The organism is Pseudomonas sp. CC6-YY-74 (assembly GCF_002025205.1).
Taxonomy (GTDB): domain Bacteria; phylum Pseudomonadota; class Gammaproteobacteria; order Pseudomonadales; family Pseudomonadaceae; genus Aquipseudomonas; species Aquipseudomonas paeninsulae.
Genome location: NZ_CP019947.1, coordinates 2,702,447 through 2,726,238 on the forward strand (window position 1 = coordinate 2,702,447; position 23,792 = coordinate 2,726,238).

Here is a 23,792-nt window from a genome sequence, read left to right on the forward strand (position 1 = left end):
CAGGCTTAGAAGTCCGCATCCCAGTCGACCCGCATTTCGCCAGCACCAAGGTCAATCGACAACACGCATTGCTCCGTATAGGGCAACAGGCGTTCACGATCATCCAGGCTGTCGGTGCAGGGTTTGACCACAATCACATCGTTGGCACCGGTCTCGAATAACTGCTCGATCTTGCCGAGCAACTGCCCTGCCTGATCGATAACCTTGAGACCTTCCAACTGATACCAGTAGAACTCGCCTTCGCTCAGATCAGGCAATTGGCTGCGCGGCACACTAATCTCGAAACCGGCGAAGGTACGCGCTACCTCGCGATCATCGAGACCCTTGAGCCTTGCTACCAGAACCTTGCCTTGCAGGCGGCCACTGGCCACTTCGACTTGTTTCACCTCGTTGTCACGCCTGAGCGTCCAGCGAGGGTAATCGAGCACGTTGGTCAAAGGATCAGTAAAGGAAAAAACCTTCACCTCACCTTTTATGCCATGCACCGAAACTATCTTGCCAAGAACCACTAAGTCCTCGGCGGGGGCTGGCTTCATGCTCATAAGGTTGCTTAGGCAGCAGCCTTGGCAGCTTCCTTGAGCAGCTGAGCAACACGCTCAGACGGCTGTGCACCCTGACCGAGCCAGTAAGTGGCACGCTCTTGGTCGATGGACAGCTTGATTTCGGCACCCGAAGCAACCGGGTTGAAGAAACCAATACGCTCAACGAAACGACCATCGCGCGGATTGCGGCTGTTGGTCACGGTGAGGTGGTAAAACGGGCGCTTTTTGGAGCCGCCACGGGCAAGACGGATGGTTACCATTGAACTTCTTTCCTGTAGTCGGTGCTGCAAAACTAAAAATGCATGCATAGGGCACGAGGCCCGAAAGGCCGCATATTCTAAGGATTATCGCTACTTTTGCAAAGTCTTTTTCCGAAAGACGGAAAAGGCTTCATAAAAGGACCACTACAAGCCTCAAGCATGAGCTTGCTACCTGCAGCGTGTTACTCACAGCTACATCTTCGGCATACCGCCCGGCATCATACCGCCCATGCCACGCATCATCTTGGCCATACCGCCCTTGGCTGTGAATTTCTTCATCATCTTCTGCATCTGCTTGTGCTGCTTGATCAGGCGACCGATATCCTGCACCTGAGTCCCGGAGCCCATGGCGATACGCCGCTTGCGCGAACCGCTGATGACTTCAGGATCACGTCGTTCGCCCGGGGTCATCGAATTGATGATGGCCTCCATCTGCTTGAACTGCTTCTCGGCCGCACCCTGGGCGTTACCCATCTGCGCCGGGTTGACGCCACCCATCTGCGGCAACTTGTCCATCAGGCCGCCGAGGCCGCCCATGCTCTTCATCTGCTGCAACTGGTCACGGAAGTCTTCGAGATCGAAGCCCTTGCCCTTCTTCAGCTTCTTGGTCAGCTTGTCGGCTTTCTCGCGGTCGAGGGTCTGCTCGGCCTGCTCGATCAGGCTGAGTACATCGCCCATGCCGAGGATGCGCGAAGCGATACGATCCGGATGGAACGGCTCCAGCGCATCACTCTTCTCGCCCATACCGATAAACTTGATCGGCTTGCCGGTGATATGCCGCACCGACAAGGCTGCACCACCACGCGCATCACCATCGACCTTGGTCAACACCACGCCGGTCAGCGGCAACGCATCACCGAAGGCCTTGGCGGTATTGGCAGCATCCTGACCGGTCATCGCATCGACCACGAACAAGGTCTCGGCCGGTTTGATCGCCGCATGCAGCGCCTGAATCTCCGCCATCATTTCGGCATCGATGGCCAGGCGACCGGCGGTATCGACGATCACCACATCGATGAATTTGAGCCTGGCTTCCTTGATTGCCGCCTCGGCAATCGCCACCGGTTTCTGACTGAGGTCCGAGGGAAAGAAGGTCACCCCGACCTCGGCAGCCAGGGTTTCCAACTGTTTGATTGCCGCGGGACGGTAAACGTCGGCGGACACGACCATGACGGTCTTCTTCTTGCGCTCCTTGAGAAAGCGCGCCAGCTTGCCGACCGTGGTGGTTTTACCGGCGCCCTGCAGACCCGCCATCAGCACCACGGCGGGCGGCACGGCATTCAGCGCCAGATCTTCGTTGGCCGCGCCCATCAGCGCTTCCAGTTCGGCACGCACGATCTTCACGAAAGCCTGACCCGGCGTCAGGCTTTTCGACACCTCGGTACCGACCGCACGGTCTTTGACCTTGCCGACGAAGTCCTTGACCACCGGCAGCGCGACGTCAGCTTCGAGCAACGCCATGCGCACTTCGCGCAAGGTGTCCTTGATATTGTCTTCTGTCAGCCGGGCTTTGCCAGTGACATTGCGCAGCGTCTGCGAGAGGCGATCAGTCAGATTTTCGAACATGCACGTTCCTTTCAGGCCCTTTCGAGCCGAGGGTGGGCTTGCAACAGACCGGCGATTATATCGGAGACTCCCACCCACCGACACTGTCAGCGGTCTTTCGTGAAATGCTCGTTGTATGCCACACTCAGCGCCTTTCGGGCTCGCCTAACAAGGATTTATGCACCCTCTGCTTCCCAGCCTCGCCGCTGCCAGCCTCTATGCCGGCGCCACCTTCTACCAAGGTCTGCGCCTCAGCCAGCGCAGCACGCCCGATAAACGCCTGCTGGTGCTACTCGGCGTGCTCGCCCTGCTCTTCCATGGTGCCAGCCTGTTTTTGCAGATGAGCCAAGCGCCCGGCCTGTCGCTCGACTTTTTCAATGCCGCCAGCCTGATCGCCTATGCCGTGATCGCACTGACCCTGCTCGCCTGCGCCCGCATCCCGGTAGAAAACCTGCTGCTGCTGCTATTCCCGCTAGGCTGCCTGACCGTATTACTGGCGCAGCTCATGCCGTCCGGCACCCTAAAGTCGATCAATGAAGCGCCAGGCATTCTCGCCCACATTCTGCTATCGATCATGGCCTACGGCATGCTGACCATTGCCGTGTTCCAGGCACTGCTGCTATTGCTGCAGGATCATCAGCTCAAGCACAAGCACCCGTCCGGACTGATCAGGAACTTCCCCCCACTGCAAACCATGGAAAGCCTGTTGTTCGGCTTTCTCTGGGCCGGCTGGATCCTGCTGTCGCTGTCATTGCTGTCCGGCGCGATCTTCATCGATGACCTGTTTGCCCAGCACCTTGTGCATAAAACCATCCTTTCCTGCTTCGCCTGGATCGTCTTCGCCGTCCTGCTCTGGGGCCGCCACCAGCTCGGCTGGCGCGGCCACAAGGCAATCCGCTGGACCCTGGCCGGCTTCTGCCTACTGATGCTGGCCTACTTCGGCAGCAAGCTGGTTCGCGAATTCATACTGCATATCTAGGCCATTTCCGTGGACAACGCTCACCCTGGCTTTCTGCTCGGCCTGCTGATTTTCCTGCTCGCCTGCTCGGCGTTCTTCTCCAGCTCGGAAACCGGCATCCTCAGCCTCAACCGCTATCGCCTGCGCCATCTGGCCAAAGAAGGCCACCGTGGCGCCAAGCGGGTCAGCGACCTGCTCAGCCGCCCGGATCGCCTGCTCGGCACCATTCTGATCGGCAACAACTTCGTCAATATTCTCGCCTCGGCCATCGCCACCGTGCTGGCCATTCAGCTCTGGGGCGAAGCCGGGATCGCGATCGCCACCATAGGCCTGACCCTGGCGCTGCTGATTTTCGGTGAAATCACCCCGAAAACCCTGGCCGCCCTGCACCCGGAAAAAGTTGCCTACCCGTTCAGCCTGCCGCTGCTGATACTGCTCAAACTGTTCTACCCGCTGGTCATCCTGCTCGGCTGGATCAGCAACGGCCTGCTCAGGCTACTGGGTGTCGACCCGGCCAGTAAAAACAACGACAGCCTGACCACCGAGGAACTGCGCAGCGTGGTGCGCGAGTCCGGCCATGAACTGCCGAAAAACCGCCAGAACATGCTGCTCGGCATCCTCGACCTGGAGAAGGTCACGGTCGACGACATCATGATCCCGCGCAACGAAGTCACCGGCATCGACCTGGAAAACGATATCGAGACCATCATCAACCTGCTCACCACCACGACCCACACGCGCCTGCCGGTGTTTCGCCACGACATCAACCAGGTCGAAGGCATCGTGCACATGCGCCAGATCGCACGCCTGATGGGGCACAACCAGCTGACCAAGGAAGACTTGCTCGCCGCCTGCAACGAGCCCTACTTCGTGCCGGAGAACACACCGCTATCGACTCAGCTGATCAACTTCCAGAAACAGAAACGCCGGATCGGCATCGTCGTCGACGAGTACGGCGATGTGATTGGCATCGTGACCCTGGAAGACATCCTCGAAGAAATCGTCGGCGACTTCAGCAATCAGGACACCCTGCGCAGCCCGGACATTCATCCGCAAGAAGATGGCACCCAGGTCATCGATGGCGCCGCGTACATTCGCGAGGTCAACAAGACGCTCGGCTGGCACCTGCCCTGCGACGGCCCCAAGACCCTTAACGGCCTAATCACCGAAGCGCTGGAAAGCATCCCCGACAGTGCTGTGTGCCTGAAGATCGGCCCTTACCGCCTGGAAATCCTGCAGTCGTCGGAGAACCGGGTGAAAAGCGTACGAGCCTGGAAGACCAGCGCTACGGCACCGAGCGAAACACCGGCAGACTAGCGGCTGGTGCGGTGAGTGGTTAACTCAAGTGCGGATGCCTGAGGCTCTGAGACAAGTCGTCTGCGACGAGTCATGGTCCGCTCTGGCGAGGAACCGCAACACACTATCAGGGCCTCAGGCGCCGATATTGACTACTCGAACCGACCAAACAGGCCACTAGCCGCCAGGCCCTCGGCCCAGACCCGATAACCGAGGTTCGACGGGTGGTAGCCGTCGACCGCCAGGTAATCCGCGGAAAACTCCAGGCTCAGCGGATGATGCCCCGCCCCCAGGCGAGCGGCGAGCTGGCGCAAGCAGGTATCGAGCAAGGCTGCACGCACGCCGAGCACCTGCCGTAGCAGCCAGGGCAAGGCGCTGAAATGCTGCAGCGGCGGCACACCGCTGAACGCCACCTGCGCACCACGCCGAGCCAACACCTCGGCCATGTTGCCGAGCGCAACGCGCCAGCGCCGCAGCGACGTGAGATGGCTGGCGTCGTTGACACCGAAGACCAACAGCGCCAGATCGAACGGCTCGTCCAGCACCTGCGGCAACAACCGCTCACACGCCTGCGCGGCGGTGATGCCATTTTCACCACAGGCACGCCAGGCCACCGGCCTGCCTTGCCGAACCGCCAGCGCCTCGGCCAACTGCCCCACCAGCGCCGCCCGCAAGCAGCTCACGCCAACACCCACCACCGTGGATTCACCCAACACCAGCAAGCGCAATGGCTCGCCCGCCAGGTCAGCCCCAGCCAACCCGCGCCGCGGACCTTCGGCTGGCGGCAGCCTGAGTGCCTGCCTGCGCGTGCGTAGGGCTAGCGGCACCAGCACAGGCGACAGCACCAGCACAGTCAGCCACCAGGCATATGCGCGCAGAGGGTTCACAGTTCGACGCTGACCGCTTGCGCCGCACGAGCGGCCTTGGCACGCGCTGTCTGCAGCGACTCATCGCGCGCCAAGGCCACCCCCATGCGCCGCTGACCACTGACTTCGGGCTTGCCGAACAAACGCAGCGCCGTGTCCGGTTCGGCCAGCGCCGCACCGAGATTGGCAAAACTGACCTGCCGCGAATCACCCTGCACCAACAACACCGCCGAAGCGCAGGGGCCGAGCTGACGAATAAGCGGAATCGGCAGACCGAGAATGGCCCGCGCATGCAGGGCGAACTCGGACAGATCTTGAGAAATCAGCGTGACCAGACCGGTATCGTGGGGCCGCGGCGAGACTTCGCAGAACCAGACCTGATCGCCCTTGACGAACAACTCGACGCCAAACAGACCGCGACCGCCCAGCGAGTCCGTGACGGCCAGGGCAATGCGTTCCGCCTCGGCCTGGGCCTTCGCACTCATCGGCTGCGGCTGCCAGGATTCCTGATAGTCGCCCTTGACCTGACGGTGGCCGACCGGCGCACAGAAGCTGGTGCCGCCGGCATGCCGCACCGTCAGCAGGGCAATCTCATAGTCGAAATCGATAAAGCCCTCGACGATCACTCGCCCCTTGCCGGCGCGACCACCCGCCTGGGCGTACTCCCAGGCCGGCTGCAGGTCATCGATAGTTTTCAGCAGCGACTGGCCTTTACCCGAGGAGCTCATGATCGGCTTGATCAGACAGGGAAAGCCGATCTGCTGCACCGCCGCCCGGCACGCCTCGAACGAGTCGGCGAATTGGTAAGGCGAGGTCGGCAAGCCCAACTCTTCGGCCGCGAGACGGCGGATACCCTCGCGGTTCATGGTCAACTGCGCGGCACGCGCGCTGGGGATCACGGTAAAACCTTCGCTCTCCAGCTCGACCAGCGTCGCCGTGGCAATCGCCTCGATCTCGGGCACGATGTAATGCGGCTGTTCCAACTCGATCACCGCACGCAACGCCGCGCCATCGAGCATATCGATCACATGACTGCGATGCGCCACCTGCATCGCCGGGGCATTGACATAGCGATCCACGGCGATCACCTCAACGCCGAGGCGCTGCAGTTCGATCACCACTTCCTTGCCCAGCTCACCAGAACCACAGAGTAAGACGCGAGTCGCACTCGGCGACAATGGGGTTCCGATACGGGGCATGAAGGCTCCTCGAACTAACAGGGATAAAAGGCCACCAGGCGGTGGAGCTAGAGCAGTACACCCAGGGCTTGCGCCCGCGCATGACAAAGCAGCAACACCTGACGACGCTCGGCATTGTCCATGCGACCCCAGCGGGTGATTTCGGCAACATTACGCTGGCAACCGATACAGATGTCGTCATCGTCCAGCGCACAGATCTGCACGCAGGGCGAGACAACGGGGCGTTCGTGCCCCATCAGTCGTCCTGCTCGACCAGATCGCGGGCATAACGCTGAGCGTTATGCGCATAGTGCGCGGCGCTGGCCTCGAGCATGGTCTTTTGCGCCTCGTTCAGCTCGCGCACCACCTTGCCTGGCGAACCAATTACCAGGGAGCCGTCGGGAATTTCCTTGCCTTCGCCGATCAGGGTATTGGCGCCGATGATGCAGTACTTGCCGATTTTCGCGCCGTTGAGCACCACCGCATTGATGCCAACCAGGCTGTAATCGCCGACCGTGCAGCCATGCAGCATGGCGTTATGGCCGATGGTCACGCCCTTGCCGAGCGTCAGCGGAAAGCCCATGTCGGTGTGCATCACGGTGCCGTCCTGCACGTTGCTCTGCTCGCCGATGTGGATCAGCTCGTTGTCGCCGCGCAACACCGCGCCGAACCAGACGCTGGCACCCTGCTCCAGCTTGACCTTGCCGACCAGCGTGGCGTTCGGTGCCACCCAGCTCTCGGGGTGGACGTCGACGCTGGATTGCCCCAGGCGATATTTCATTGATTGACCCTCGTTTCGCGATTGATCTGCGCTTTCGCGCAATTAGCGGAGCGTGATGAAGTGCTCAGATGGTTGATGCAGATTGATCTCGGCGTCATAGACTAGATTGACCAGCTCCACCAGCATGATCGCCGTAAGTCCCCAGATCTTGTATTCGCCATAACGGTAACTCGGCACGTACCAGCTCTGCCCGAGGTAGTCGATGCGATGGGTCATCTCGCGCGGATCGCCGCGAAAGAACTCCAGGGGCACCGAGAACACCGAGGCGATTTCATCATCGTTGGCCAGGTATTCGACGTAATCCGGCACCAGCCCGACGTAGGGGGTGACCTGAATGCCGTGACGCGAAATCAGGGTGCTGAGCGGCCCGATCACCTCGACCAGCCCCGGCGCCAGGCCGATTTCCTCTTCGGCCTCACGCAGTGCGGTACGAATCAGATCGGCATCTTCCGGATCCCGTCGACCGCCGGGAAAAGCCACCTCGCCGCCGTGAGTGGACAGGCCACTGGCGCGCAAAGTCAGCACCACTTCCGGTTGGTCGTTGCGGGTGAGTGGAACCAACACCGCCGCTTCGGGGAAGTTGCGGTCAGTCTCCAGAAGACGCGGGCTGTAGCCGCGCACGCGGTGGAGCAGATCGTCCAGCATGGAGATTCTCAGTCTTTATTCTTATTTCGATGATTGCACGAAAGTCACCCTCGCCCCAAGCTCGGCAACGCTCGCGACGATCATTCAGGGAGTCGCTGCAGCGCCTGATCGCGCTTGCCGCCCGGCCCCATCACGCGCCAAAATATGGGTGACTAAGAGGATCCCCCATGAAGTTCTGCAGCCAGTGCGGCAGCCCTGTGACCCTGAAAATCCCCGAGGGCGACAACCGCTTGCGCCATGTGTGCGAGCACTGCCACACCATTCATTACCAGAACCCGCGAATAGTCGCCGGCTGCTTGCCGGTGTGGGGCCAGCGCGTACTGTTGTGCCGCCGCGCCATAGAGCCGCGTCGTGGTTTCTGGACCCTGCCGGCCGGCTTCATGGAGAACGGTGAAACCCTGGAACAGGCTGCTGCGCGCGAAACCCACGAGGAAGCCTGCGCCCGGGTACACGACCTGAACCTCTACACCCTGTTCGACCTGCCGCATATCAATCAGGTGTACCTGTTCTTCCGTGCCGAACTGGCTGACCTGGATTTCGCCGTCGGCGAAGAGAGCCTCGAGGTGAAGCTATTCGAGGAAGCTGAGATTCCCTGGTCCGAGCTGGCTTTCCCGACTATCGGGCGTACCTTAGAATGCTACTTTGCTGACCGCCAGCAGCACCTTTACCCGGTACGCAACGAGCCGCTGGAAGCTTTGCGCGCACACTACAAGAAAGTTCATTGATCCCCGGGATACCGCTCCGATGCGCTGGTTACTCATTCTGCTCTGCTTGTCCCTTACCGCTACTGTTCACGCCACTGCCACGCCCATGCAGGAGGCCCCGCTGATCGACAAGGTACTGGTGGTCAAGTCGGAACGCCGACTGCACCTGATCAGCCGCGGCGAAACACTCAAATCCTACCGGGTGTCCCTCGGCAAGCAGGCCAATGGCGCCAAACAACGCGAGGGCGATCGGCGCACGCCGGAAGGCTTCTATTGGATCGATTGGCGTAAAACCAGCGAGAAATACCAACTGTCCCTGCACATCTCCTACCCCAATGCCCGCGATCAGGCCCACGCCCGCGCGCAAGGCGTGCCTCCCGGCGGCATGATCATGATTCACGGCACACCGCTGGACGAGGAGTACCCGGAGTGGTTCTTCCACACACTGGACTGGACCGAAGGCTGTATCGCCATGAAAAACGATGACATCCGTGAAATCTGGAGCCTGGTCAAGGACGGCACCCTGATCGAGATCAGGCCCTGATGGCCGCAAGGCCTTCTCTTGCGGCCCATGGCTTGGCGCTTGCGCCATTCACTCAACGCTGGGTTGCGGACAAATCCGTCAGCCTGCACGCGTCGCGCCAGCAAAGGTTTGCACACGTTAATCTTGCGCGATAACTTATTGTGCTAATCACCTGATCGCGGGACCGCCCCATGACCCAGCCCCACACCTGCGCCGCGCTATTGCTGGACAACCAGCTGTGCTTCGCCCTGTATTCGACCTCCCTGCTGATGACCAAGGCCTACAAGCCGCTGCTGCAGAGCATCGGCCTGACCTACCCGCAGTACCTGGCCATGCTGGTGCTATGGGAACGCGACGGCATCACCGTCGGCGAGATCAGCGCCCGCCTGTTGACCGACCCCGGTTCGCTGACGCCACTGCTCAAGCGCCTGGAAGCCGAAGGCCTGCTCAAGCGCACCCGTAGCAGCGTTGACGAGCGCGTGGTCGAGCTGTACCTGACCGAACAGGGCCGCGCCCTGCAGCAGCAGGCCGAGCGCTTCCCCGCCTGCATAGCCGAGGCCAGCGGGCACAGCACGGCCGAGCTAATGGCGCTCAAGGAGGAAGTGCTAGCCCTGCGCAACCAGCTACAACAGTCGATCTAACCCAGGTACCGGCACCACCCTGTCGGTCGCTAGCCTTTGTCCCCGCCCCGCCAACGCCCCCGCCTGAAATCCGCAGCCAGCCTCACTTATTCCATAAAATACAAATACGTATAACTATTTAATCTTATAAATATATTGCGCACTAAATTCAATCGCACTAAGTTTCATGCCACGCACTTACTTAGCGCGCAATACTTTAGACAACAAACTAACCGGAAGACATCACCATGCAAAGCATCCAAGCCCTTTACACCGCTAGCGCCACCGCCACTGGTGGACGTGACGGCCGCGCCGTTTCCTCCGACGGTTTCCTCGACGTGAAACTGACCACCCCGCGCGAACTAGGCGGCCAGGGCGGCGAAGCGAGCAACCCGGAACAGCTGTTCGCTGCCGGCTACTCGGCCTGCTTCATCGGTGCGCTGAAGTTCGTCGCCAGCCAGAAGAAACTGGCCCTGCCGGCAGACACCGCGATCACTGGCAAGGTCGGCATCGGCCAGATTCCCGGCGGCTTCGGCCTGGAAGTGCAACTCAACATCAGCCTGCCGGGCCTCGAACAGGCCGCCGCCGAGGAACTGGTCGACGCAGCTCATCAGGTCTGCCCATACTCCAACGCCACCCGCGGCAACATTGACGTACGCCTGAACGTCGCCGTCTGAAACGCGCACCCAGCGGTCGGGCGGTTAGTGGGTTAACTCAAGTCGGATACCTGAGGTTCTGAGCTAAGGTGCGGCGACCAGCCATAGCCCGCTATGGTGAGGAGCGGCAACGCAGTATCAGGGCCTCGGGCGCCGAAATTGACTAATCAAACGGATCAGGCTGGACACGAACCGGCTGACCGAGAGGAACAGAATAGTTAACAACTTCAGCACGATGGTTTCCGCCGCACTTCTCGTACTCGCCGCCGGCAGCCTCGGCGCCGAACCCAGCACCCAGAGATTGGGCAATATCGAGCACTGCCCCCAGAATGCTGTCACACCCGCTCAGAACTGCAAGTCGGACAGGCGCATAACCTCGAAGGCAGGTGTCTCATAGGGATGGGCCTTTTTCATCGCCTTGACCGAGTCGTGCAACAGCTCGTCGGCCACCACCAGCTCGACTTTCCATTCAGCTACCTGGTGCACCTGCCCCTGCTGGCCGAGGAAAGGCGCGCTACCCACCAACGGCCGGTACTGGCCCTGGCCCAGGGTCTGCCAACAGCAGCTGTCGTAGTTACCGATGCGCCCGGCGCCTGCCGCGAAAACAGCCTGTTTGATCTGCTCAAGATGGCTTTCCGGGACGTAGAAACACAGCTTGTACATCGAGTTCTCCATAATGCATCGACGAATACGGCAAACCCGGACCTCAGGATCGCCCTGCCACAGCAATAATGGCATTTTGCCTTATGCGATACCCATGGCCCAGTTCACAACTCCATATTGGAGCGCCGGAATGGCAGATCATCCATTTCCTTATTAGAGCAATTAGTTATAAGCAAGCAAACCTTAATCACCCCTGACAAAACGCCGCCAGCGCGCCCGCAGGCCACCGACCGGCGGGTTGTGGCTGCCATCGCAATAGGGCAGGCGCTGCGACTGGCCACAGCGACAGAGCAACAGACGCTGCTCGCGCTGCGGCTCGAGGCGTACTCCAGCGCAGCATCCGGGAGAACAATCGGGTAGCGCGGACGAACGCCCGCAACGGCACAACAGATGCGTCTCGCCGGGTTTGACCTGACGGACTTCGGGGAGGATTGGAACATCGCGTTCAGCCATCGACACCGCAAGCCCGGATGTACTCCGGGGACAATGGTTAGACCAGCCCAGACAACATCCGAGTTGCTGCGCTGCGCCTCAAAGAGCGAAAAATGGAGACGTCAGAGTGGCTGCTGGCCCTCTCCCGCATTGGGAGAGGGCGCTGACGAGCCCAAACCTCGCGGTCAGTCCACCCAGACCCGCGCGTTGCGGAACATGCGCAGCCAGCCGGCATCTTCCTGCCACTCGTCCGGCTGCCAGGAATTCTGCACGGCGCGGAACACCCGCTCCGGGTGCGGCATCATGATGGTCACCCGACCGTCGCGGCTGGTCAGGCCGGTAATCCCGCGCGGCGAGCCATTGGGGTTGGCCGGATAGGTTTCGCTGACCTTGCCGTGGTTGTCGATAAAGCGCATGGCCACGCAACCGGATAGATCGGCTTCGAGCAGGGCTTCCTCGCTCTCAAACTCGGCATGGCCCTCACCGTGGGCGATGGCGATCGGCATGCGTGAACCGGCCATGCCGCGTAGGAAGATCGAGGCCGACTCTTGCACCTGAACCATGGCCACCCGCGCCTCGAACTGCTCCGAACGGTTGCGCACGAAGTGCGGCCAGAACTCGCTGCCCGGGATCAGCTCGTGCAGGTTGGACATCATCTGGCAACCGTTGCACACGCCAAGGGAAAAGCTGTCCTTGCGCTCGAAAAAGGCCTGGAAGCCATCACGGGCACGGTTGTTGAACAGGATCGACTTGGCCCAACCCTCACCGGCGCCGAGCACGTCGCCATAGGAAAAGCCGCCACAGGCGACCAGCCCCTTGAAGGCCTCAAGGTCGACACGGCCGGCGAGGATATCGCTCATGTGCACGTCGATCGCGCTGAAACCGGCACGGTCGAAGGCGGCGGCCATTTCCACCTGGCCGTTGACGCCCTGCTCACGCAGCACGGCAATTTGTGGACGCAGGCCCTTCTTGATGTAGGGCGCGGCGATGTCCTGGTTGACGTCGAAATCCAGCTTGATGCTGAGACCCGGATTGTCTTCCTCAAGCAGTGCATCGAACTCCTGCTCGGCGCACTGGACGTTGTCGCGCAGGCGCTGGATCTGGTAGCTGGTTTCGCTCCACTGCCGATGCAGCAAGCGACGCTGGCTGGCGAATACCGGCTGGCCTTGGAAGCTGATCGCGACCTCGTCATTGTTGACCGGCTGACCGATCACCGCCACGCAATCAAGCCCCGCCGCGCTGAACTGCGTCAGCACCTGCGGCGTGGCGTCCTTGTGCACCTGGATCAGCGCACCCAGCTCTTCGTTGAACAGCACGGCAGCCAGTTCGTCTGGACTGCCGGCCAGTGAGTCGAGCGACAGCTGCAGGCCGCAATGGCCGGCGAAGGCCATTTCCAGCGCGCTGACCAGCAGGCCGCCGTCGGAACGGTCATGGTAGGCCAGCAGGTGACCATCGGCGTTCAGCCCCTGGATCACCGCGAAGAATGCCTTGAGGTCTTCGGCGTCGTCGACGTCGGGGGCCTGCCTGCCGATCTGCCCGTACACCTGAGCCAGAATCGAGGCGCCCATACGGTTCTGCCCGCGCCCCAGGTCGATCAGGATCAGGTCGGTTTCGCCCTTGTTCATGCGCAGTTGCGGAGTCATTGTCTTGCGGATATCGCTGACCGGGGCAAAGCCGGTAACGATCAGCGACAGCGGCGAGGTTACGCTCTTCTCCGCGCCGTCATCCTGCCAGCGGGTTTTCATCGACATCGAATCCTTGCCCACCGGGATGCTGATCCCCAGTTCCGGACACAGCTGCATGCCCACGGCTTTGACCGTGTCGTACAGGCGGGCGTCTTCGCCTGGGTGGCCAGCGGCGGCCATCCAGTTGGCGGACAGCTTGATGTCGGAAATCTTCTCGATCCGCGCCGCGGCCAGGTTGGTCAAGGTCTCGCCAATGGCGATACGCCCCGATGCGGCCGCATCCAGCAAGGCCAGCGGCGTGCGCTCACCCATGGCCATGGCTTCGCCGGTATAGACGTCGAAACTGGTGGCGGTGACCGCACAATCGGCCACGGGCACCTGCCACGGACCGACCATCTGATCGCGTGCGACCAGCCCAGTGATAGTGCGGTCGCCGATAGTGATCAGGAAGCTCTTGCTGGCCACGGCCGGGTGATGCAGCACGCGGGTCAGGGCATCGTCGATCGCCAGGCCACTGGCATCGAAATCATCGCCCCGCTCGGCTTCGTGGCTTGCCGAGCGGTGCATGCGCGGCGCCTTGCCGAGCAGCACATTGAGCGGCATGTCCACCGCCTTGTTCCCGAAATGGCTGTCGGCAACGGTCAGGTGCGGCTCTTCGGTGGCCTCACCGACCACCGCGAACGGGCAACGCTCGCGTTCGCAAATCGCCTTGAACCGCTCGAATTCGGCGGCATCGACGGCCAGCACGTAGCGCTCCTGGGATTCGTTGCTCCAGATCTCATGGGGTGCCATGCCCGGCTCGTCATTGGGCACATTGCGCAGTTCGAAACGCCCACCGCGACCGCCATCGTTGACCAGCTCGGGGAAGGCGTTGGACAAACCGCCAGCGCCGACGTCATGAATAAAGCTGATCGGGTTGTGCTCGCCAAGCTGCCAGCAGCGGTCGATCACTTCTTGGCAGCGCCGCTCCATTTCCGGATTTTCGCGCTGCACCGAGGCGAAATCCAGATCAGCCGAGCTGGTACCCGTGGCCATCGACGAGGCGGCGCCGCCGCCCAGACCGATCAACATGGCCGGGCCACCGAGCACGATCAACTTGGAGCCGATGGTGATTTCACCTTTCTGCACGTGATCGGCGCGGATGTTGCCCATGCCGCCAGCGAGCATGATCGGCTTGTGGTAACCACGCACCTCGTAGCCGCGCGGAGAATCGATCGCCTGCTCGAAGGTACGGAAATAGCCGGTCAATGCCGGACGACCGAATTCATTATTGAACGCCGCGCCACCGAGCGGGCCTTCAATCATGATGTCCAGCGCCGTGACGATGCGTTCCGGCTTGCCATAGGGCACTTCCCACGGCTGCTCGAAGCCCGGGATCTGCAAGTTGGAGACGCTGAAACCGGTCAACCCGGCCTTGGGCTTGGCACCGCGGCCGGTAGCGCCCTCGTCACGGATCTCGCCACCGGAGCCAGTGGCCGCACCGGGGAACGGCGCGATGGCGGTCGGGTGGTTATGGGTTTCCACCTTCATCAGGATATGCACCGGCTCCTGATGGGCAGCGTACTGTCGGGTTTCTGCGTTCGGGTAGAAACGACCGGCAGAGTGGCCAACGATCACCGCGGCATTGTCTTTATAGGCCGAGAGCACGCCCTCGCCATGCAGCGCGTTGGTGTTCTTGATCATGCCGAACAGCGACTTTTCCTGGCTCTCGCCGTCGATATCCCAGCTGGCATTGAAGATCTTGTGCCGGCAATGCTCGGAGTTGGCCTGGGCGAACATCATCAATTCGATGTCGTGCGGGTTGCGCTTCAGGTCATTGAAGCTGCTGACCAGGTAATCGATTTCGTCTTCGGCCAGGGCCAGACCCAGCTCGACGTTGGCCTGCTCCAAGGCGGCGCGACCGCCGCCAAGCACATCCACCGCAGTCAGCGGCTTGGGCCCGGCGTGACTGAACAGCGCAGCGGCACCCTGCACATCAGTCAACACCAGCTGAGTCATGCGGTCATGCAGCAAGCCCGCGACCAGCTGCATCTCGGCTTCGCTCAACTCACCGGCGACGTAGTAGGCGATACCGCGCTCGATGCGCTGGATCTTCGCCAGGCCGCAGTTGCGCGCGATGTCGCTGGCCTTGCTCGACCAGGGCGAGATGGTACCGAAACGCGGAATGGTCAGGAGCAGACGGCCGCTGGGCTCCTGCACCGGCACACTCGGGCCGTACTTCAGCAGACGGGCCAGCACCTGTTCTTCATCGGTGCTGAGCACCCCGGTGACATCGGCAAAATGCGCGAACTCGGCATACAGCCCAGTCACAGCGGGTACTTTGCTGGTCAGTTGCTCAAGCAATTTACCGTGGCGAAAAGCAGAAAGGGCGGGAGCGCCGCGCAGGATCAACATCGGGGACAGCCTCTGGGAAGGGGTGTACTTTGAGGCCGTGCATTCTAGCCTAAAGCGCTCGCCGCGGCACCCGTGGAGGCAGCAGAACTATCGCCTGCACTGCCGAGATATGGCGAGCCCCTCGCTTTGCGTATACTGCGCCAATGTTTGCTCAATCTGCGTTCCGCACACGCTGCGCCCACTGGCTCTCGGCGATCGGAATCCTCCTAGTGCTCGCCAGCTGCGCTGAAGAACCCAGCGCTCTTGAGCGCGTCAAGGCGGAGGGTGTACTGCGGGTGATCACTCGTAACAGCCCGGCCACCTACTTCCAGGATCGCAACGGCGAAACCGGCTTCGAGTACGAGCTGGTCAAACGCTTTGCCGCCGATCTGGGCCTGGAGCTACAAATCGAGACCGCCGATAACCTCGACGATCTGTTTACCCGCCTCGGCAAGGAGAATGGCCCGGTACTGGCCGCCGCCGGCCTGGTAGCAAGCGAGGGACGGCAACAGCTAGCTCGCTTCTCCATGCCCTATTTGCAAGTCACGCCACAAATCATCTACCGCAATGGCCAGCGCCGCCCCACCCGTCCAGATGAGCTGATCGGCAAGCGCATCCTGGTACTCAAGGGCAGCAGCCACGCCGAGCAGTTAGCCGAATTGAAAGTCAAACTGCCGGAGCTGAACTACGAAGAGTCGGCGGAGGAGGAAGTGGTCGACCTGCTGCGCATGGTCGACGAGGGACAAATCGACCTGACCTTGGTCGACTCCAACGAACTGGCGATGAACCAGGTGTACTTCCCCAACGTGCGGGTGGCCTTCGACCTCGGCGACTCGCAAAGCCTGGCCTGGGCTGTCGCGCCCGGCGAAGACAACAGCCTGCTCGACGAGATCAACCGCTTTCTCGATCGCGCCCAGCAGAACGGCAGCCTGCAGCGCTTGAAGGAACGCTATTACGGCCACGTCGATGTGCTGGGTTACGTCGGCGCCTACACCTTCGCCAAGCACCTGCAACAACGCCTGCCCCGTTATGAGAAGGATTTCCGCAAGGCGGCACAGGTCAATCAGGTCGACTGGCGCCTGCTGGCCGCCATGGGCTATCAGGAATCACTCTGGCAACCCACCGCCACCTCGAAAACCGGGGTGCGCGGCCTGATGATGCTGACCCTGCGCACCGCCCAGGCCATGGGCGTATCCAACCGCCTCGACCCCAAGCAGAGCATCGACGGTGGCGCCAAGTACATCGTGCGGGTGAAGGATCAGCTGCCCGACAGCATCGAAGAGCCTGATCGCACCTGGTTTGCCCTGGCGGCCTACAACGTCGGCGGCGGTCACCTGGAAGATGCGCGCAAGCTCACCGAGGCCGAGGGCCTCAATCCGAACAAGTGGCTGGATGTGCAGAAGATCCTGCCCCGCCTGGCGCAGAAGCAGTGGTACAGCAAGACCCGCTACGGCTATGCCCGTGGCGGTGAACCGGTGCATTTCGTGCGCAACATCCGCCGCTATTACGACATCCTCACCTGGGTCACTCAGCCGCAGCTGGAAGGTGGCCAAATGGCCGCCAGCAATCTGCACACGCCTGGGGTGAACAAGACGCCGCCGCAGGAAGAACTGCCGCCGCTGTAAGGCATGATGAACTACCCAGCGCTTGACCCAAACACCTCACCGTCACCAACCAGCAGTAGCGCGGGCCGCGTAGTTTGAGCGCAGCGATTCGCATCAGCTTGGTAGCCTGGATGAAATCCGTGGAACGCCTGCAACGCTCGAACCTGACCGATAGCGAGGCACTGGTGGGAGGGGCTTTAGCCGCGACGGCCTCGTTCGAGGGCGCTGCGCGCCAGCGCCGCTAAAGCGCCTCCCACGATCAACTTACGCGCTCCAGTTTGCCAGCCATCCCCACTATGGTCTGGCACTGAACCGACATTTCAACGCTGTTTCGACACTAGGCTTATTTGGGCTATACGCCGCCGGCCTGAAGTGGAGAAGGCCTCTACCGCGTTGCCCGCCGCGTCTTGAAGAATTCGCTGAGCACTGCGCCGCACTCCTCGGCCAGCACCCCGCCCTCGATCAGCACCCGATGATTGAGAAACGCCTGACTGAAGAACTCGCCACGGCTCAGCGCCACCCCGGCCTTGGGCTCGGTGGCGCCATACACCACCCGCTGAATCCGCGCATGCACGATCAATCCGGCGCACATGCTGCACGGCTCCAGGGTCACATACAGGGTGCTGCCCGGCAGGCGGTAGTTGTCGACGGCCTGCGCCGCCGCGCGAATCGCCACCATCTCGGCGTGCGCGCTGGGGTCGTGACTGGATATCGGGCAGTTAAAACCGCGCCCGACGATCACGCCATCCTGCACCAGCACCGCGCCGACCGGCACCTCGCCCAGGGCTGCGCCTTCGGCGGCCAGGGCCAGGGCTTCGCGCATGAAATGCTGATCCTGGCTGCGGTCGATGATCTTTGCCTGGCGCATCAGGCCACCTCGATCGCGGCCATCAGGCCGGTTTCCATATGATCGATGACATGGCAATGGAACATCCAGATGCCGGGGTTATCCGCGACGAAGGCGATTCGCGCGATCTCATTCTTACCCAGCAGATAAGTGTCGGTGAAATACGGAATGATCTTCTTGCGATTGGACGAGATCACCTTGAACGCCAACCCGTGCAGGTGGATCGGGTGCAGGTACTGGGCCATGTTGCGCAGCTCGAAGATGTAGTGACCGTCCTTCTTCAGGCTGGCGATGGGCCGATCCGCGCAGGTCTTGTCATTGATGTCCCAGGCCTGGCCGTTGATCTGCCAATACTTGGCCGGCCCCTTGTCGTCCACACCAGCCAGCTTCGCCGACCACTCGAAGTTGAACCGCAGGGTCTCGGCCTTTGCCAGATCGGGCTCCGCTACCGGATTGCGCGGCAACCGCGCCGGCCAGTCGCCCGCGCTTTCAGTGGTCGCAGTGCTTTTCAGGGTGGCCAGGCGCATCGGCCCGTTGCGCAGCGACAGCTCCTGGCCAGCCGCCGGTACGCGAACAGCCAGATCGATACGCATGCCAGGCCCCAACCAGTACTCCTTGCCCAGCGCGCGCGGCTCGATCGGGTGGCCGTCCAGCGCATAAATGCGCACTTCGGCACCGGGCAGATTGAGGCGGTAGGTCACGGTGTTGTCCAGGTTCAGCAGCCGCAGTCGTACCACTTGCCCGGCCGGCAGTTCCAGGGTCGGCCGTGACTTGCCGTTGATGCTGCTCAAGCGTCCACGCGTACCCTCGCGGGCCGCCTCGCGCGGCGCACTGAACGCGGTGAAGGCGCCCTGCTCGTCGATATGCCAGGTCTTCAGACTCAGCGTGCGCTCATGCCTGAACCCGCTCGGTTCGCGCTCCTCGACAATCAGCGGACCGACCAGTCCGCGGCCCAGTTGCCCGGCGCTGGACAGGTGCGGGTGGTACCAGAAATTGCCGGCGTCTTCGGTCTTGAAGCGGTAGTCGAAATACTCGCCCGGCAGCACCGGCAACTGCGAGACGTAGGGCACACCGTCCATTTCCAGCGGCAGGCGAATGCCATGCCAGTGAATGGTACTCGGCTCATCCAGGTGATTGATAAAGCGCACCCGCAGCCAATCGCCCTGGCGCGAGCGAATTTCCACGCCCGGCGCCTGCCCACCATAGGCCCAGGCCGGGGTCATGTGTCCGGGTACCAGCTCGATATCCTGTGGCGCAGCGATCAGCTCGTAGTCGTGGGTCGCCGCATTCTGCGGGCGACCCAGCCAGTAACGTACGCCGCCGGCACCCAGCCCTACGGCGGTCAAACCAAGCAGGCCACCGAGAAGTTTTCGACGTGTAAATGACATGGGTACAGACACCTCTAGATAGGGGGACTTTCTAGAACAAAACGCTGAGCCCATCGGGGAAATCAAGGTAGGCATGCAATAGCCGGTCTCTGATGGACCGGCTTTTTAGAAGCTTTTAAAATCGAACAGGCAACGCAAAAAAGGGTTACTGGGCTAAGGCCAGGCAAGGCGCCCCGGAGCTTTTAAGCGCAGCGTACTGCAGTACGTGAGCATTAAAAGCGAGGACGCAACGCTGCATGGCCGACGACCAGGAAGCCGTCCTGCTAACGCATCATTCCCACTCGATGGTGGCAGGCGGCTTGCTCGACACGTCGTAGGTGACGCGGGAGATGCCCTCGATCTCGTTGATGATGCGGTTGGACACCTTCTCCAACAGCTCGTAGGGCAGGTGCGCCCAACGCGCGGTCATGAAGTCGATGGTTTCCACCGCGCGCAGGGCCACGACCCAAGCGTAGCGCCGGGCGTCACCGACCACGCCGACCGACTTGACCGGCTGAAACACCACGAAGGCCTGGCTGGTCTTGTGGTACCAGTCGAAGTTGCGCAGCTCTTCGATGAAGATATGGTCGGCGCGACGCAGAATATCGGCGTACTCCTTCTTCACTTCGCCGAGGATGCGCACACCCAGGCCCGGGCCCGGGAACGGGTGGCGGTAGACCATGTCGTAGGGCAGGCCCAACTCCAGGCCGATACGGCGCACTTCGTCCTTGAACAGTTCGCGCAATGGCTCGACCAGCTTGAGGTTCATTTCCTCGGGCAGGCCGCCGACATTGTGGTGCGACTTGATCACGTGGGCCTTGCCGGTCTTGGCGCCGGCCGACTCGATCACGTCCGGATAGATAGTGCCCTGGGCGAGGAACTTGATGTTGTCCAGCTTGCTGGCTTGGGCATCGAAGACATCGATAAAGGTGCGGCCGATGATCTTGCGCTTCTTCTCCGGGTCGGCTTCGCCGGCCAGATTGCCGAGGAATTGCTCTTCGGCGTTGGCGCGAATCACCTTGACCCCCATGTTCTCGGCGAACATGGCCATCACCTGCTCACCTTCGTGCAGGCGCAACAGACCATTATCGACGAACACACAGGTCAGCTGATCACCGATCGCCTTGTGCAGCAAAGCCGCGACCACCGAAGAGTCGACCCCGCCAGACAAACCCAGCAGCACATTGGCGCTGCCCACCTGGGCACGCACCTGGGCAATCGCGTCTTCGACGATGTGCGACGGCGTCCACAACGCTTCGCAGCCGGCGATTTCCAGGACAAACCGCGAGAGGATGCGCCCGCCCTGCTTGGTGTGGGTCACTTCCGGGTGGAACTGCACGCCATAGTAGCCACGCGTGTCGTCGCTCATGCCGGCAATCGGGCAGCTCGGGGTGCTGGCGAGAATATGGAAACCTTCCGGCAAGGTGGTGACCTTGTCACCGTGACTCATCCACACATCCAGGCCGAACACGCCATCGTCGTCGACATGGTCTTCAATACCCTGCAACAGGCGACCTTTACCGACGACATCGACGCGGGCATAGCCGAACTCGCGCACATCCGAGCCCTGCACCTTGCCACCGAGCTGCTCGGCCATGGTCTGCATGCCGTAGCAGATGCCCAGCACCGGCACCCCAAGCTCGAACACCGCATGCGGCGCACGTGGGCTGTCGGCTTCATGCACCGACTCCGGGCCACCGGCGAGAATGATCCCGCGCGGAGCGAAGGCACGGATGTCTTCGTTGCTCATGTCGAACGGATGCAGCTCGCAATACACCCCAATCTCGCGCACGCGGCGCGCGATCAGCTGGGTGTACTGGGAACCGAAGTCGAGGATCAGGATGCGGTGGGCGTGGATATCTTGATGAGCCATGGCCATCTCTCGTAGCGAAATTCACAAATGACAAGGGGCTGAATCGAACAGCCCCGTGACTAAATATTTTTTCAAAAATCGATTTGCCACGTCGCGAGCGCAGGGCCAGCTAGGCGGAGAGAGACGAGAAAGCGGAGTTTGCTGTAGCAAATGAGCATTTCGAGTTTCTCTCCAACAACGCTGGCACAAGCGCAGCAGCGGCAAATCGATTTTTTAGCCGACCCGGTAGTTCGGCGCCTCCTTGGTGATCTGCACGTCGTGGACGTGAGACTCGGCCATGCCGGCACCGGTGATGCGCACAAATTGCGGCTTGGTGCGCATCTCTTCGATGGTGGCGCTGCCGGTATAGCCCATGGAAGCACGCAAACCGCCCATCATCTGATGAACGATAGCGCTCATGGCGCCCTTGTAAGGCACGCGACCTTCGATGCCTTCCGGCACCAGCTTCTCGGCACCGGCGGAGGAATCCTGGAAATAGCGATCCGAGGAACCCTGGGTCTGGGACATGGCGCCCAGCGAGCCCATGCCACGATAAGCCTTGTAGGAACGCCCCTGGAACAGCTCGACTTCACCCGGTGCTTCTTCGGTACCGGCCAGCATCGAGCCGATCATGACGCAGGATGCACCCGCCACGATGGCCTTGGACAGGTCACCGGAGAAGCGGATGCCGCCGTCGGCGATCAGCGGAACGCCAGTGCCTTCCAGTGCGGCGGCGACATTGGCCACGGCGGAAATCTGCGGCACACCCACCCCGGCAACAATGCGCGTGGTGCAGATCGAACCAGGACCGATACCGACCTTGACCGCATCGGCGCCAGCGTCGACCAGCGCCCTGGCTGCATCGCCGGTGGCGATATTGCCGCCGATTACCTGTACTTCAGGGAAGTTCTGCTTGACCCAACGCACACGGTCGATCACCCCTTTGGAGTGGCCGTGGGCGGTGTCGACGATGATCACATCGACACCTGCCGCCGCCAACGCAGCAACCCGCTCGCCGGTATCGGCACCAGTACCGACCGCCGCGCCGACGCGCAGGCGACCCTGGTCGTCCTTGCTCGCCAGCGGATAGGCCTTGGCCTTTTCGATGTCGTTGACGGTCATCATGCCCTTGAGGCGGAAACTGTCGTCGACGATCAGCACGCGTTCGATACGGTGCTTGTGCAACAACTCGCGCACCACCTGGGTATCTTCGCCTTCCTTGACCGTGACCAGACGCTCTTTCGGCGTCATCACTTCGCGCACCTTGGCGTCCAAGCGGTTTTCAAAGCGCACGTCACGCGAAGTGACGATGCCAACCAGGTCGCCAGCGGACAATACCGGCACGCCGGAGATGTTGTTCTGCCGAGTCAGGTCGAACAGATCGCCGACGCTGGCGTCGGCATCGATGGTGATCGGGTCCTTGACCACGCCGGACTCGTAGCGCTTGACCTTGCGCACTTCGAGCGCCTGCTGCTCGATGGTCATGTTCTTGTGAATAATGCCAATGCCACCTTCCTGGGCCATGGCAATCGCCAGACGGGCTTCGGTAACGGTGTCCATTGCAGCAGAGAGCAACGGAATATTCAGCTCGATACTACGAGTCAAGCGAGTCTTGAGATTGACATCCTTCGGCAGAACATCGGAGTAACCAGGAACAAGTAGAACGTCGTCGAAGGTAAGAGCTTCTTGACTGATACGCAGCATGGCGGGGGCTCCCAGGCGGGAAATTGGAAGCGCGCCATTATACTCAGGCAAGCCCCTGCACTCAATGCAAACAATCGGCCGTGATGCCGCGCCCTGTCGCAGCCAGCGCACGCGCCTGCCAAGCAGGCGTTACAGCTTGACCTCAACCACGGACAGCGGGTAACCCAGCCGGTCAGCGAATTCGTCGAGAAAGCTCTGTTTGAAACCCGCCTCGGCCCAGTTATTGAAGATAAAGCCCAGATTGGAAAAGCCGCAGGGCTGCAGAAACAGGAAGCCATTGATGTCGTCTTCGTGACTGCATAGCGGGCAGATGAAGGTGTCGGTATGGCCGGGCATCCAGTCCTCCAGGCGATCGAACAGCTCCACGCCAACCTCCTTGCGACACTGCGGACAACCGGCCTCCTCGAGAAAGTCGTGCAGCGGGGTAAAGATGCAGCGTTTGTAGACGATTTCCAGACCATTGACCGGCTGGGCGAAAGGCAATAACTGCGGCTGCTCGACCACCCGCCGGGCACCCGGGGCAACGCCATAGGCCATTTTGTTGAACGTTCGGCCACAGGTGCTTAGTTGCGCCTCAATAACATTCTGCTGCACCAGCCAGCGCACGATCGCCCGCGCCCTGGCTTCATGCCCGGGAAAGCTGGAGATTTTCGGCACTATGATGGCTTGCTGTTCGCTCATGAAAGACTCT

At 61.4% G+C, this 23,792-nt stretch carries 23 protein-coding genes; 7 read left to right on the top strand and 16 right to left on the bottom strand.

The genetic code is table 11. From position 1 onward, the window contains the following. Window positions 1-5: 5 nt before the first annotated feature. The 3 genes from rimM to ffh form a co-directional block, all read right to left on the bottom strand. Window positions 6-542, bottom strand: a complete 537-nt coding sequence (rimM, locus tag B2D37_RS12320; protein ID WP_079202958.1) for a ribosome maturation factor RimM — start codon at window positions 540-542, stop codon at window positions 6-8. An 8-nt stretch (window positions 543-550) separates the two neighbouring features. Next, window positions 551-802, bottom strand: coding sequence for a 30S ribosomal protein S16 (gene rpsP, locus B2D37_RS12325; RefSeq protein WP_079202959.1), 252 nt, complete (start codon window positions 800-802; stop codon window positions 551-553). A 192-nt stretch (window positions 803-994) separates the two neighbouring features. Continuing rightward, on the bottom strand, window positions 995-2,368 hold the full coding sequence (gene ffh / locus B2D37_RS12330) for a signal recognition particle protein (RefSeq protein ID WP_079202960.1): 1,374 nt from the start codon (window positions 2,366-2,368) through the stop codon (window positions 995-997). Window positions 2,369-2,525: 157 nt separating this feature from the next. On the opposite strand from ffh, the gene B2D37_RS12335 reads away from it, so the two are divergent. Both B2D37_RS12335 and B2D37_RS12340 read left to right on the top strand, forming a co-directional pair. Next, entirely contained in the window at window positions 2,526-3,326 is an 801-nt protein-coding gene (locus tag B2D37_RS12335) for an inner membrane protein YpjD (protein ID WP_079202961.1), read from the top strand. Window positions 3,327-3,335: 9 nt separating this feature from the next. Next, window positions 3,336-4,622: an HlyC/CorC family transporter gene (locus B2D37_RS12340; RefSeq protein WP_079202962.1), complete on the top strand. Its 1,287-nt coding sequence runs from the start codon at window positions 3,336-3,338 to the stop codon at window positions 4,620-4,622. Window positions 4,623-4,753: 131 nt separating this feature from the next. On the opposite strand, the gene B2D37_RS12345 is transcribed toward B2D37_RS12340, so the two are convergent. From B2D37_RS12345 to B2D37_RS12365, 5 genes are read right to left on the bottom strand one after another with little or no spacing between them, the layout of a single operon-like run. Beyond that, window positions 4,754-5,488 carry an SGNH/GDSL hydrolase family protein gene (locus B2D37_RS12345; protein ID WP_256573075.1) on the bottom strand — a complete coding sequence of 245 codons (735 nt, stop codon included), beginning with the start codon at window positions 5,486-5,488 and terminating at the stop codon, window positions 4,754-4,756. After that, window positions 5,485-6,666 carry a formate-dependent phosphoribosylglycinamide formyltransferase gene (purT, locus tag B2D37_RS12350; protein ID WP_079202963.1) on the bottom strand — a complete coding sequence of 394 codons (1,182 nt, stop codon included), beginning with the start codon at window positions 6,664-6,666 and terminating at the stop codon, window positions 5,485-5,487. The genes B2D37_RS12345 and purT overlap by 4 nt, the downstream gene beginning before the upstream one ends. Window positions 6,667-6,713: 47 nt before the next feature. Then, entirely contained in the window at window positions 6,714-6,902 is a 189-nt protein-coding gene (locus tag B2D37_RS12355) for a DUF1289 domain-containing protein (RefSeq protein WP_079202964.1), read from the bottom strand. Further along, the gene (locus B2D37_RS12360) at window positions 6,902-7,426 is read right to left on the bottom strand and encodes a gamma carbonic anhydrase family protein (RefSeq protein WP_079202965.1); all 525 of its coding nucleotides are present in this window, start codon (window positions 7,424-7,426) and stop codon (window positions 6,902-6,904) included. Before B2D37_RS12360 ends, B2D37_RS12355 begins: the two co-directional genes overlap by 1 nt. A gap of 42 nt (window positions 7,427-7,468) precedes the next feature. Beyond that, entirely contained in the window at window positions 7,469-8,071 is a 603-nt protein-coding gene (locus B2D37_RS12365) for a CoA pyrophosphatase (RefSeq protein ID WP_079202966.1), read from the bottom strand. A gap of 167 nt (window positions 8,072-8,238) precedes the next feature. Between B2D37_RS12365 and B2D37_RS12370 the strand changes: the two genes are divergently transcribed. The 4 genes from B2D37_RS12370 (at window position 8,239) to B2D37_RS12385 (ending at window position 10,595) form a co-directional block, all read left to right on the top strand. Next, window positions 8,239-8,796: an NUDIX hydrolase gene (locus tag B2D37_RS12370; protein WP_079202967.1), complete on the top strand. Its 558-nt coding sequence runs from the start codon at window positions 8,239-8,241 to the stop codon at window positions 8,794-8,796. A gap of 19 nt (window positions 8,797-8,815) precedes the next feature. Then, window positions 8,816-9,319: a murein L,D-transpeptidase family protein gene (locus tag B2D37_RS12375; protein ID WP_079202968.1), complete on the top strand. Its 504-nt coding sequence runs from the start codon at window positions 8,816-8,818 to the stop codon at window positions 9,317-9,319. Window positions 9,320-9,489: 170 nt separating this feature from the next. Beyond that, window positions 9,490-9,939 (top strand): MarR family winged helix-turn-helix transcriptional regulator, encoded by a 450-nt coding sequence (locus tag B2D37_RS12380; protein ID WP_079202969.1) that lies wholly within the window; start codon window positions 9,490-9,492, stop codon window positions 9,937-9,939. A 227-nt stretch (window positions 9,940-10,166) separates the two neighbouring features. Next, entirely contained in the window at window positions 10,167-10,595 is a 429-nt protein-coding gene (locus B2D37_RS12385) for an organic hydroperoxide resistance protein (RefSeq protein ID WP_079202970.1), read from the top strand. Window positions 10,596-10,919: 324 nt separating this feature from the next. Here B2D37_RS12385 and B2D37_RS12390 read toward each other — a convergent pair whose 3' ends face one another. From B2D37_RS12390 to purL, 3 genes are all read right to left on the bottom strand, one after another. Further along, entirely contained in the window at window positions 10,920-11,237 is a 318-nt protein-coding gene (locus B2D37_RS12390; RefSeq protein ID WP_079202971.1) for a YqfO family protein, read from the bottom strand. Window positions 11,238-11,420: 183 nt separating this feature from the next. After that, a complete protein-coding gene (locus B2D37_RS12395; RefSeq protein ID WP_079202972.1) occupies window positions 11,421-11,690 on the bottom strand; it encodes a CDGSH iron-sulfur domain-containing protein in 270 nt (89 codons plus the stop codon). Window positions 11,691-11,854: 164 nt separating this feature from the next. Next, window positions 11,855-15,748 carry a phosphoribosylformylglycinamidine synthase gene (gene purL, locus B2D37_RS12400; RefSeq protein WP_079202973.1) on the bottom strand — a complete coding sequence of 1,298 codons (3,894 nt, stop codon included), beginning with the start codon at window positions 15,746-15,748 and terminating at the stop codon, window positions 11,855-11,857. A 143-nt stretch (window positions 15,749-15,891) separates the two neighbouring features. Here purL and mltF point away from each other — a divergent pair, with 143 nt between their 5' ends. Beyond that, entirely contained in the window at window positions 15,892-17,352 is a 1,461-nt protein-coding gene (gene mltF, locus B2D37_RS12405) for a membrane-bound lytic murein transglycosylase MltF (RefSeq protein WP_079202974.1), read from the top strand. A 364-nt stretch (window positions 17,353-17,716) separates the two neighbouring features. Here mltF and tadA read toward each other — a convergent pair whose 3' ends face one another. The 5 genes from tadA to B2D37_RS12430 form a co-directional block, all read right to left on the bottom strand. Beyond that, the gene (gene tadA, locus B2D37_RS12410) at window positions 17,717-18,199 is read right to left on the bottom strand and encodes a tRNA adenosine(34) deaminase TadA (RefSeq protein ID WP_079202975.1); all 483 of its coding nucleotides are present in this window, start codon (window positions 18,197-18,199) and stop codon (window positions 17,717-17,719) included. Then, window positions 18,199-19,566, bottom strand: coding sequence for a multicopper oxidase family protein (locus tag B2D37_RS12415; protein WP_079202976.1), 1,368 nt, complete (start codon window positions 19,564-19,566; stop codon window positions 18,199-18,201). The genes tadA and B2D37_RS12415 overlap by 1 nt, the downstream gene beginning before the upstream one ends. A gap of 271 nt (window positions 19,567-19,837) precedes the next feature. After that, window positions 19,838-21,418 (bottom strand): glutamine-hydrolyzing GMP synthase, encoded by a 1,581-nt coding sequence (gene guaA / locus B2D37_RS12420; RefSeq protein ID WP_371915401.1) that lies wholly within the window; start codon window positions 21,416-21,418, stop codon window positions 19,838-19,840. A 213-nt stretch (window positions 21,419-21,631) separates the two neighbouring features. After that, complete coding sequence (gene guaB, locus B2D37_RS12425) at window positions 21,632-23,101, bottom strand: IMP dehydrogenase (protein WP_079202978.1); 1,470 nt, start codon at window positions 23,099-23,101, stop codon at window positions 21,632-21,634. Between the two features lie 129 nt (window positions 23,102-23,230). Beyond that, window positions 23,231-23,782 carry a sugar ABC transporter ATPase gene (locus tag B2D37_RS12430; RefSeq protein WP_079202979.1) on the bottom strand — a complete coding sequence of 184 codons (552 nt, stop codon included), beginning with the start codon at window positions 23,780-23,782 and terminating at the stop codon, window positions 23,231-23,233. Between the last annotated feature and the right edge of the window lie 10 nt (window positions 23,783-23,792).

Bases quoted from the DNA above. Each gene is read 5' to 3' on its own strand.
- rimM (WP_079202958.1), bottom strand. From the start codon at position 542: ATGAGCATGAAGCCAGCCCCCGCCGAGGACTTAGTGGTTCTTGGCAAG.
- rpsP (WP_079202959.1), bottom strand. From the start codon at position 802: ATGGTAACCATCCGTCTTGCCCGTGGCGGCTCCAAAAAGCGCCCGTTT.
- ffh (WP_079202960.1), bottom strand. From the start codon at position 2,368: ATGTTCGAAAATCTGACTGATCGCCTCTCGCAGACGCTGCGCAATGTC.
- B2D37_RS12335 (WP_079202961.1), top strand. From the start codon at position 2,526: ATGCACCCTCTGCTTCCCAGCCTCGCCGCTGCCAGCCTCTATGCCGGC.
- purT (WP_079202963.1), bottom strand. From the start codon at position 6,666: ATGCCCCGTATCGGAACCCCATTGTCGCCGAGTGCGACTCGCGTCTTA.
- B2D37_RS12355 (WP_079202964.1), bottom strand. From the start codon at position 6,902: ATGGGGCACGAACGCCCCGTTGTCTCGCCCTGCGTGCAGATCTGTGCG.
- B2D37_RS12360 (WP_079202965.1), bottom strand. From the start codon at position 7,426: ATGAAATATCGCCTGGGGCAATCCAGCGTCGACGTCCACCCCGAGAGC.
- B2D37_RS12365 (WP_079202966.1), bottom strand. From the start codon at position 8,071: ATGCTGGACGATCTGCTCCACCGCGTGCGCGGCTACAGCCCGCGTCTT.
- B2D37_RS12370 (WP_079202967.1), top strand. From the start codon at position 8,239: ATGAAGTTCTGCAGCCAGTGCGGCAGCCCTGTGACCCTGAAAATCCCC.
- B2D37_RS12375 (WP_079202968.1), top strand. From the start codon at position 8,816: ATGCGCTGGTTACTCATTCTGCTCTGCTTGTCCCTTACCGCTACTGTT.
- B2D37_RS12380 (WP_079202969.1), top strand. From the start codon at position 9,490: ATGACCCAGCCCCACACCTGCGCCGCGCTATTGCTGGACAACCAGCTG.
- B2D37_RS12385 (WP_079202970.1), top strand. From the start codon at position 10,167: ATGCAAAGCATCCAAGCCCTTTACACCGCTAGCGCCACCGCCACTGGT.
- B2D37_RS12390 (WP_079202971.1), bottom strand. From the start codon at position 11,237: ATGTACAAGCTGTGTTTCTACGTCCCGGAAAGCCATCTTGAGCAGATC.
- B2D37_RS12395 (WP_079202972.1), bottom strand. From the start codon at position 11,690: ATGGCTGAACGCGATGTTCCAATCCTCCCCGAAGTCCGTCAGGTCAAA.
- purL (WP_079202973.1), bottom strand. From the start codon at position 15,748: ATGTTGATCCTGCGCGGCGCTCCCGCCCTTTCTGCTTTTCGCCACGGT.
- mltF (WP_079202974.1), top strand. From the start codon at position 15,892: ATGTTTGCTCAATCTGCGTTCCGCACACGCTGCGCCCACTGGCTCTCG.
- tadA (WP_079202975.1), bottom strand. From the start codon at position 18,199: ATGCGCCAGGCAAAGATCATCGACCGCAGCCAGGATCAGCATTTCATG.
- B2D37_RS12415 (WP_079202976.1), bottom strand. From the start codon at position 19,566: ATGTCATTTACACGTCGAAAACTTCTCGGTGGCCTGCTTGGTTTGACC.
- guaA (WP_371915401.1), bottom strand. From the start codon at position 21,418: ATGGCTCATCAAGATATCCACGCCCACCGCATCCTGATCCTCGACTTC.
- guaB (WP_079202978.1), bottom strand. From the start codon at position 23,101: ATGCTGCGTATCAGTCAAGAAGCTCTTACCTTCGACGACGTTCTACTT.
- B2D37_RS12430 (WP_079202979.1), bottom strand. From the start codon at position 23,782: ATGAGCGAACAGCAAGCCATCATAGTGCCGAAAATCTCCAGCTTTCCC.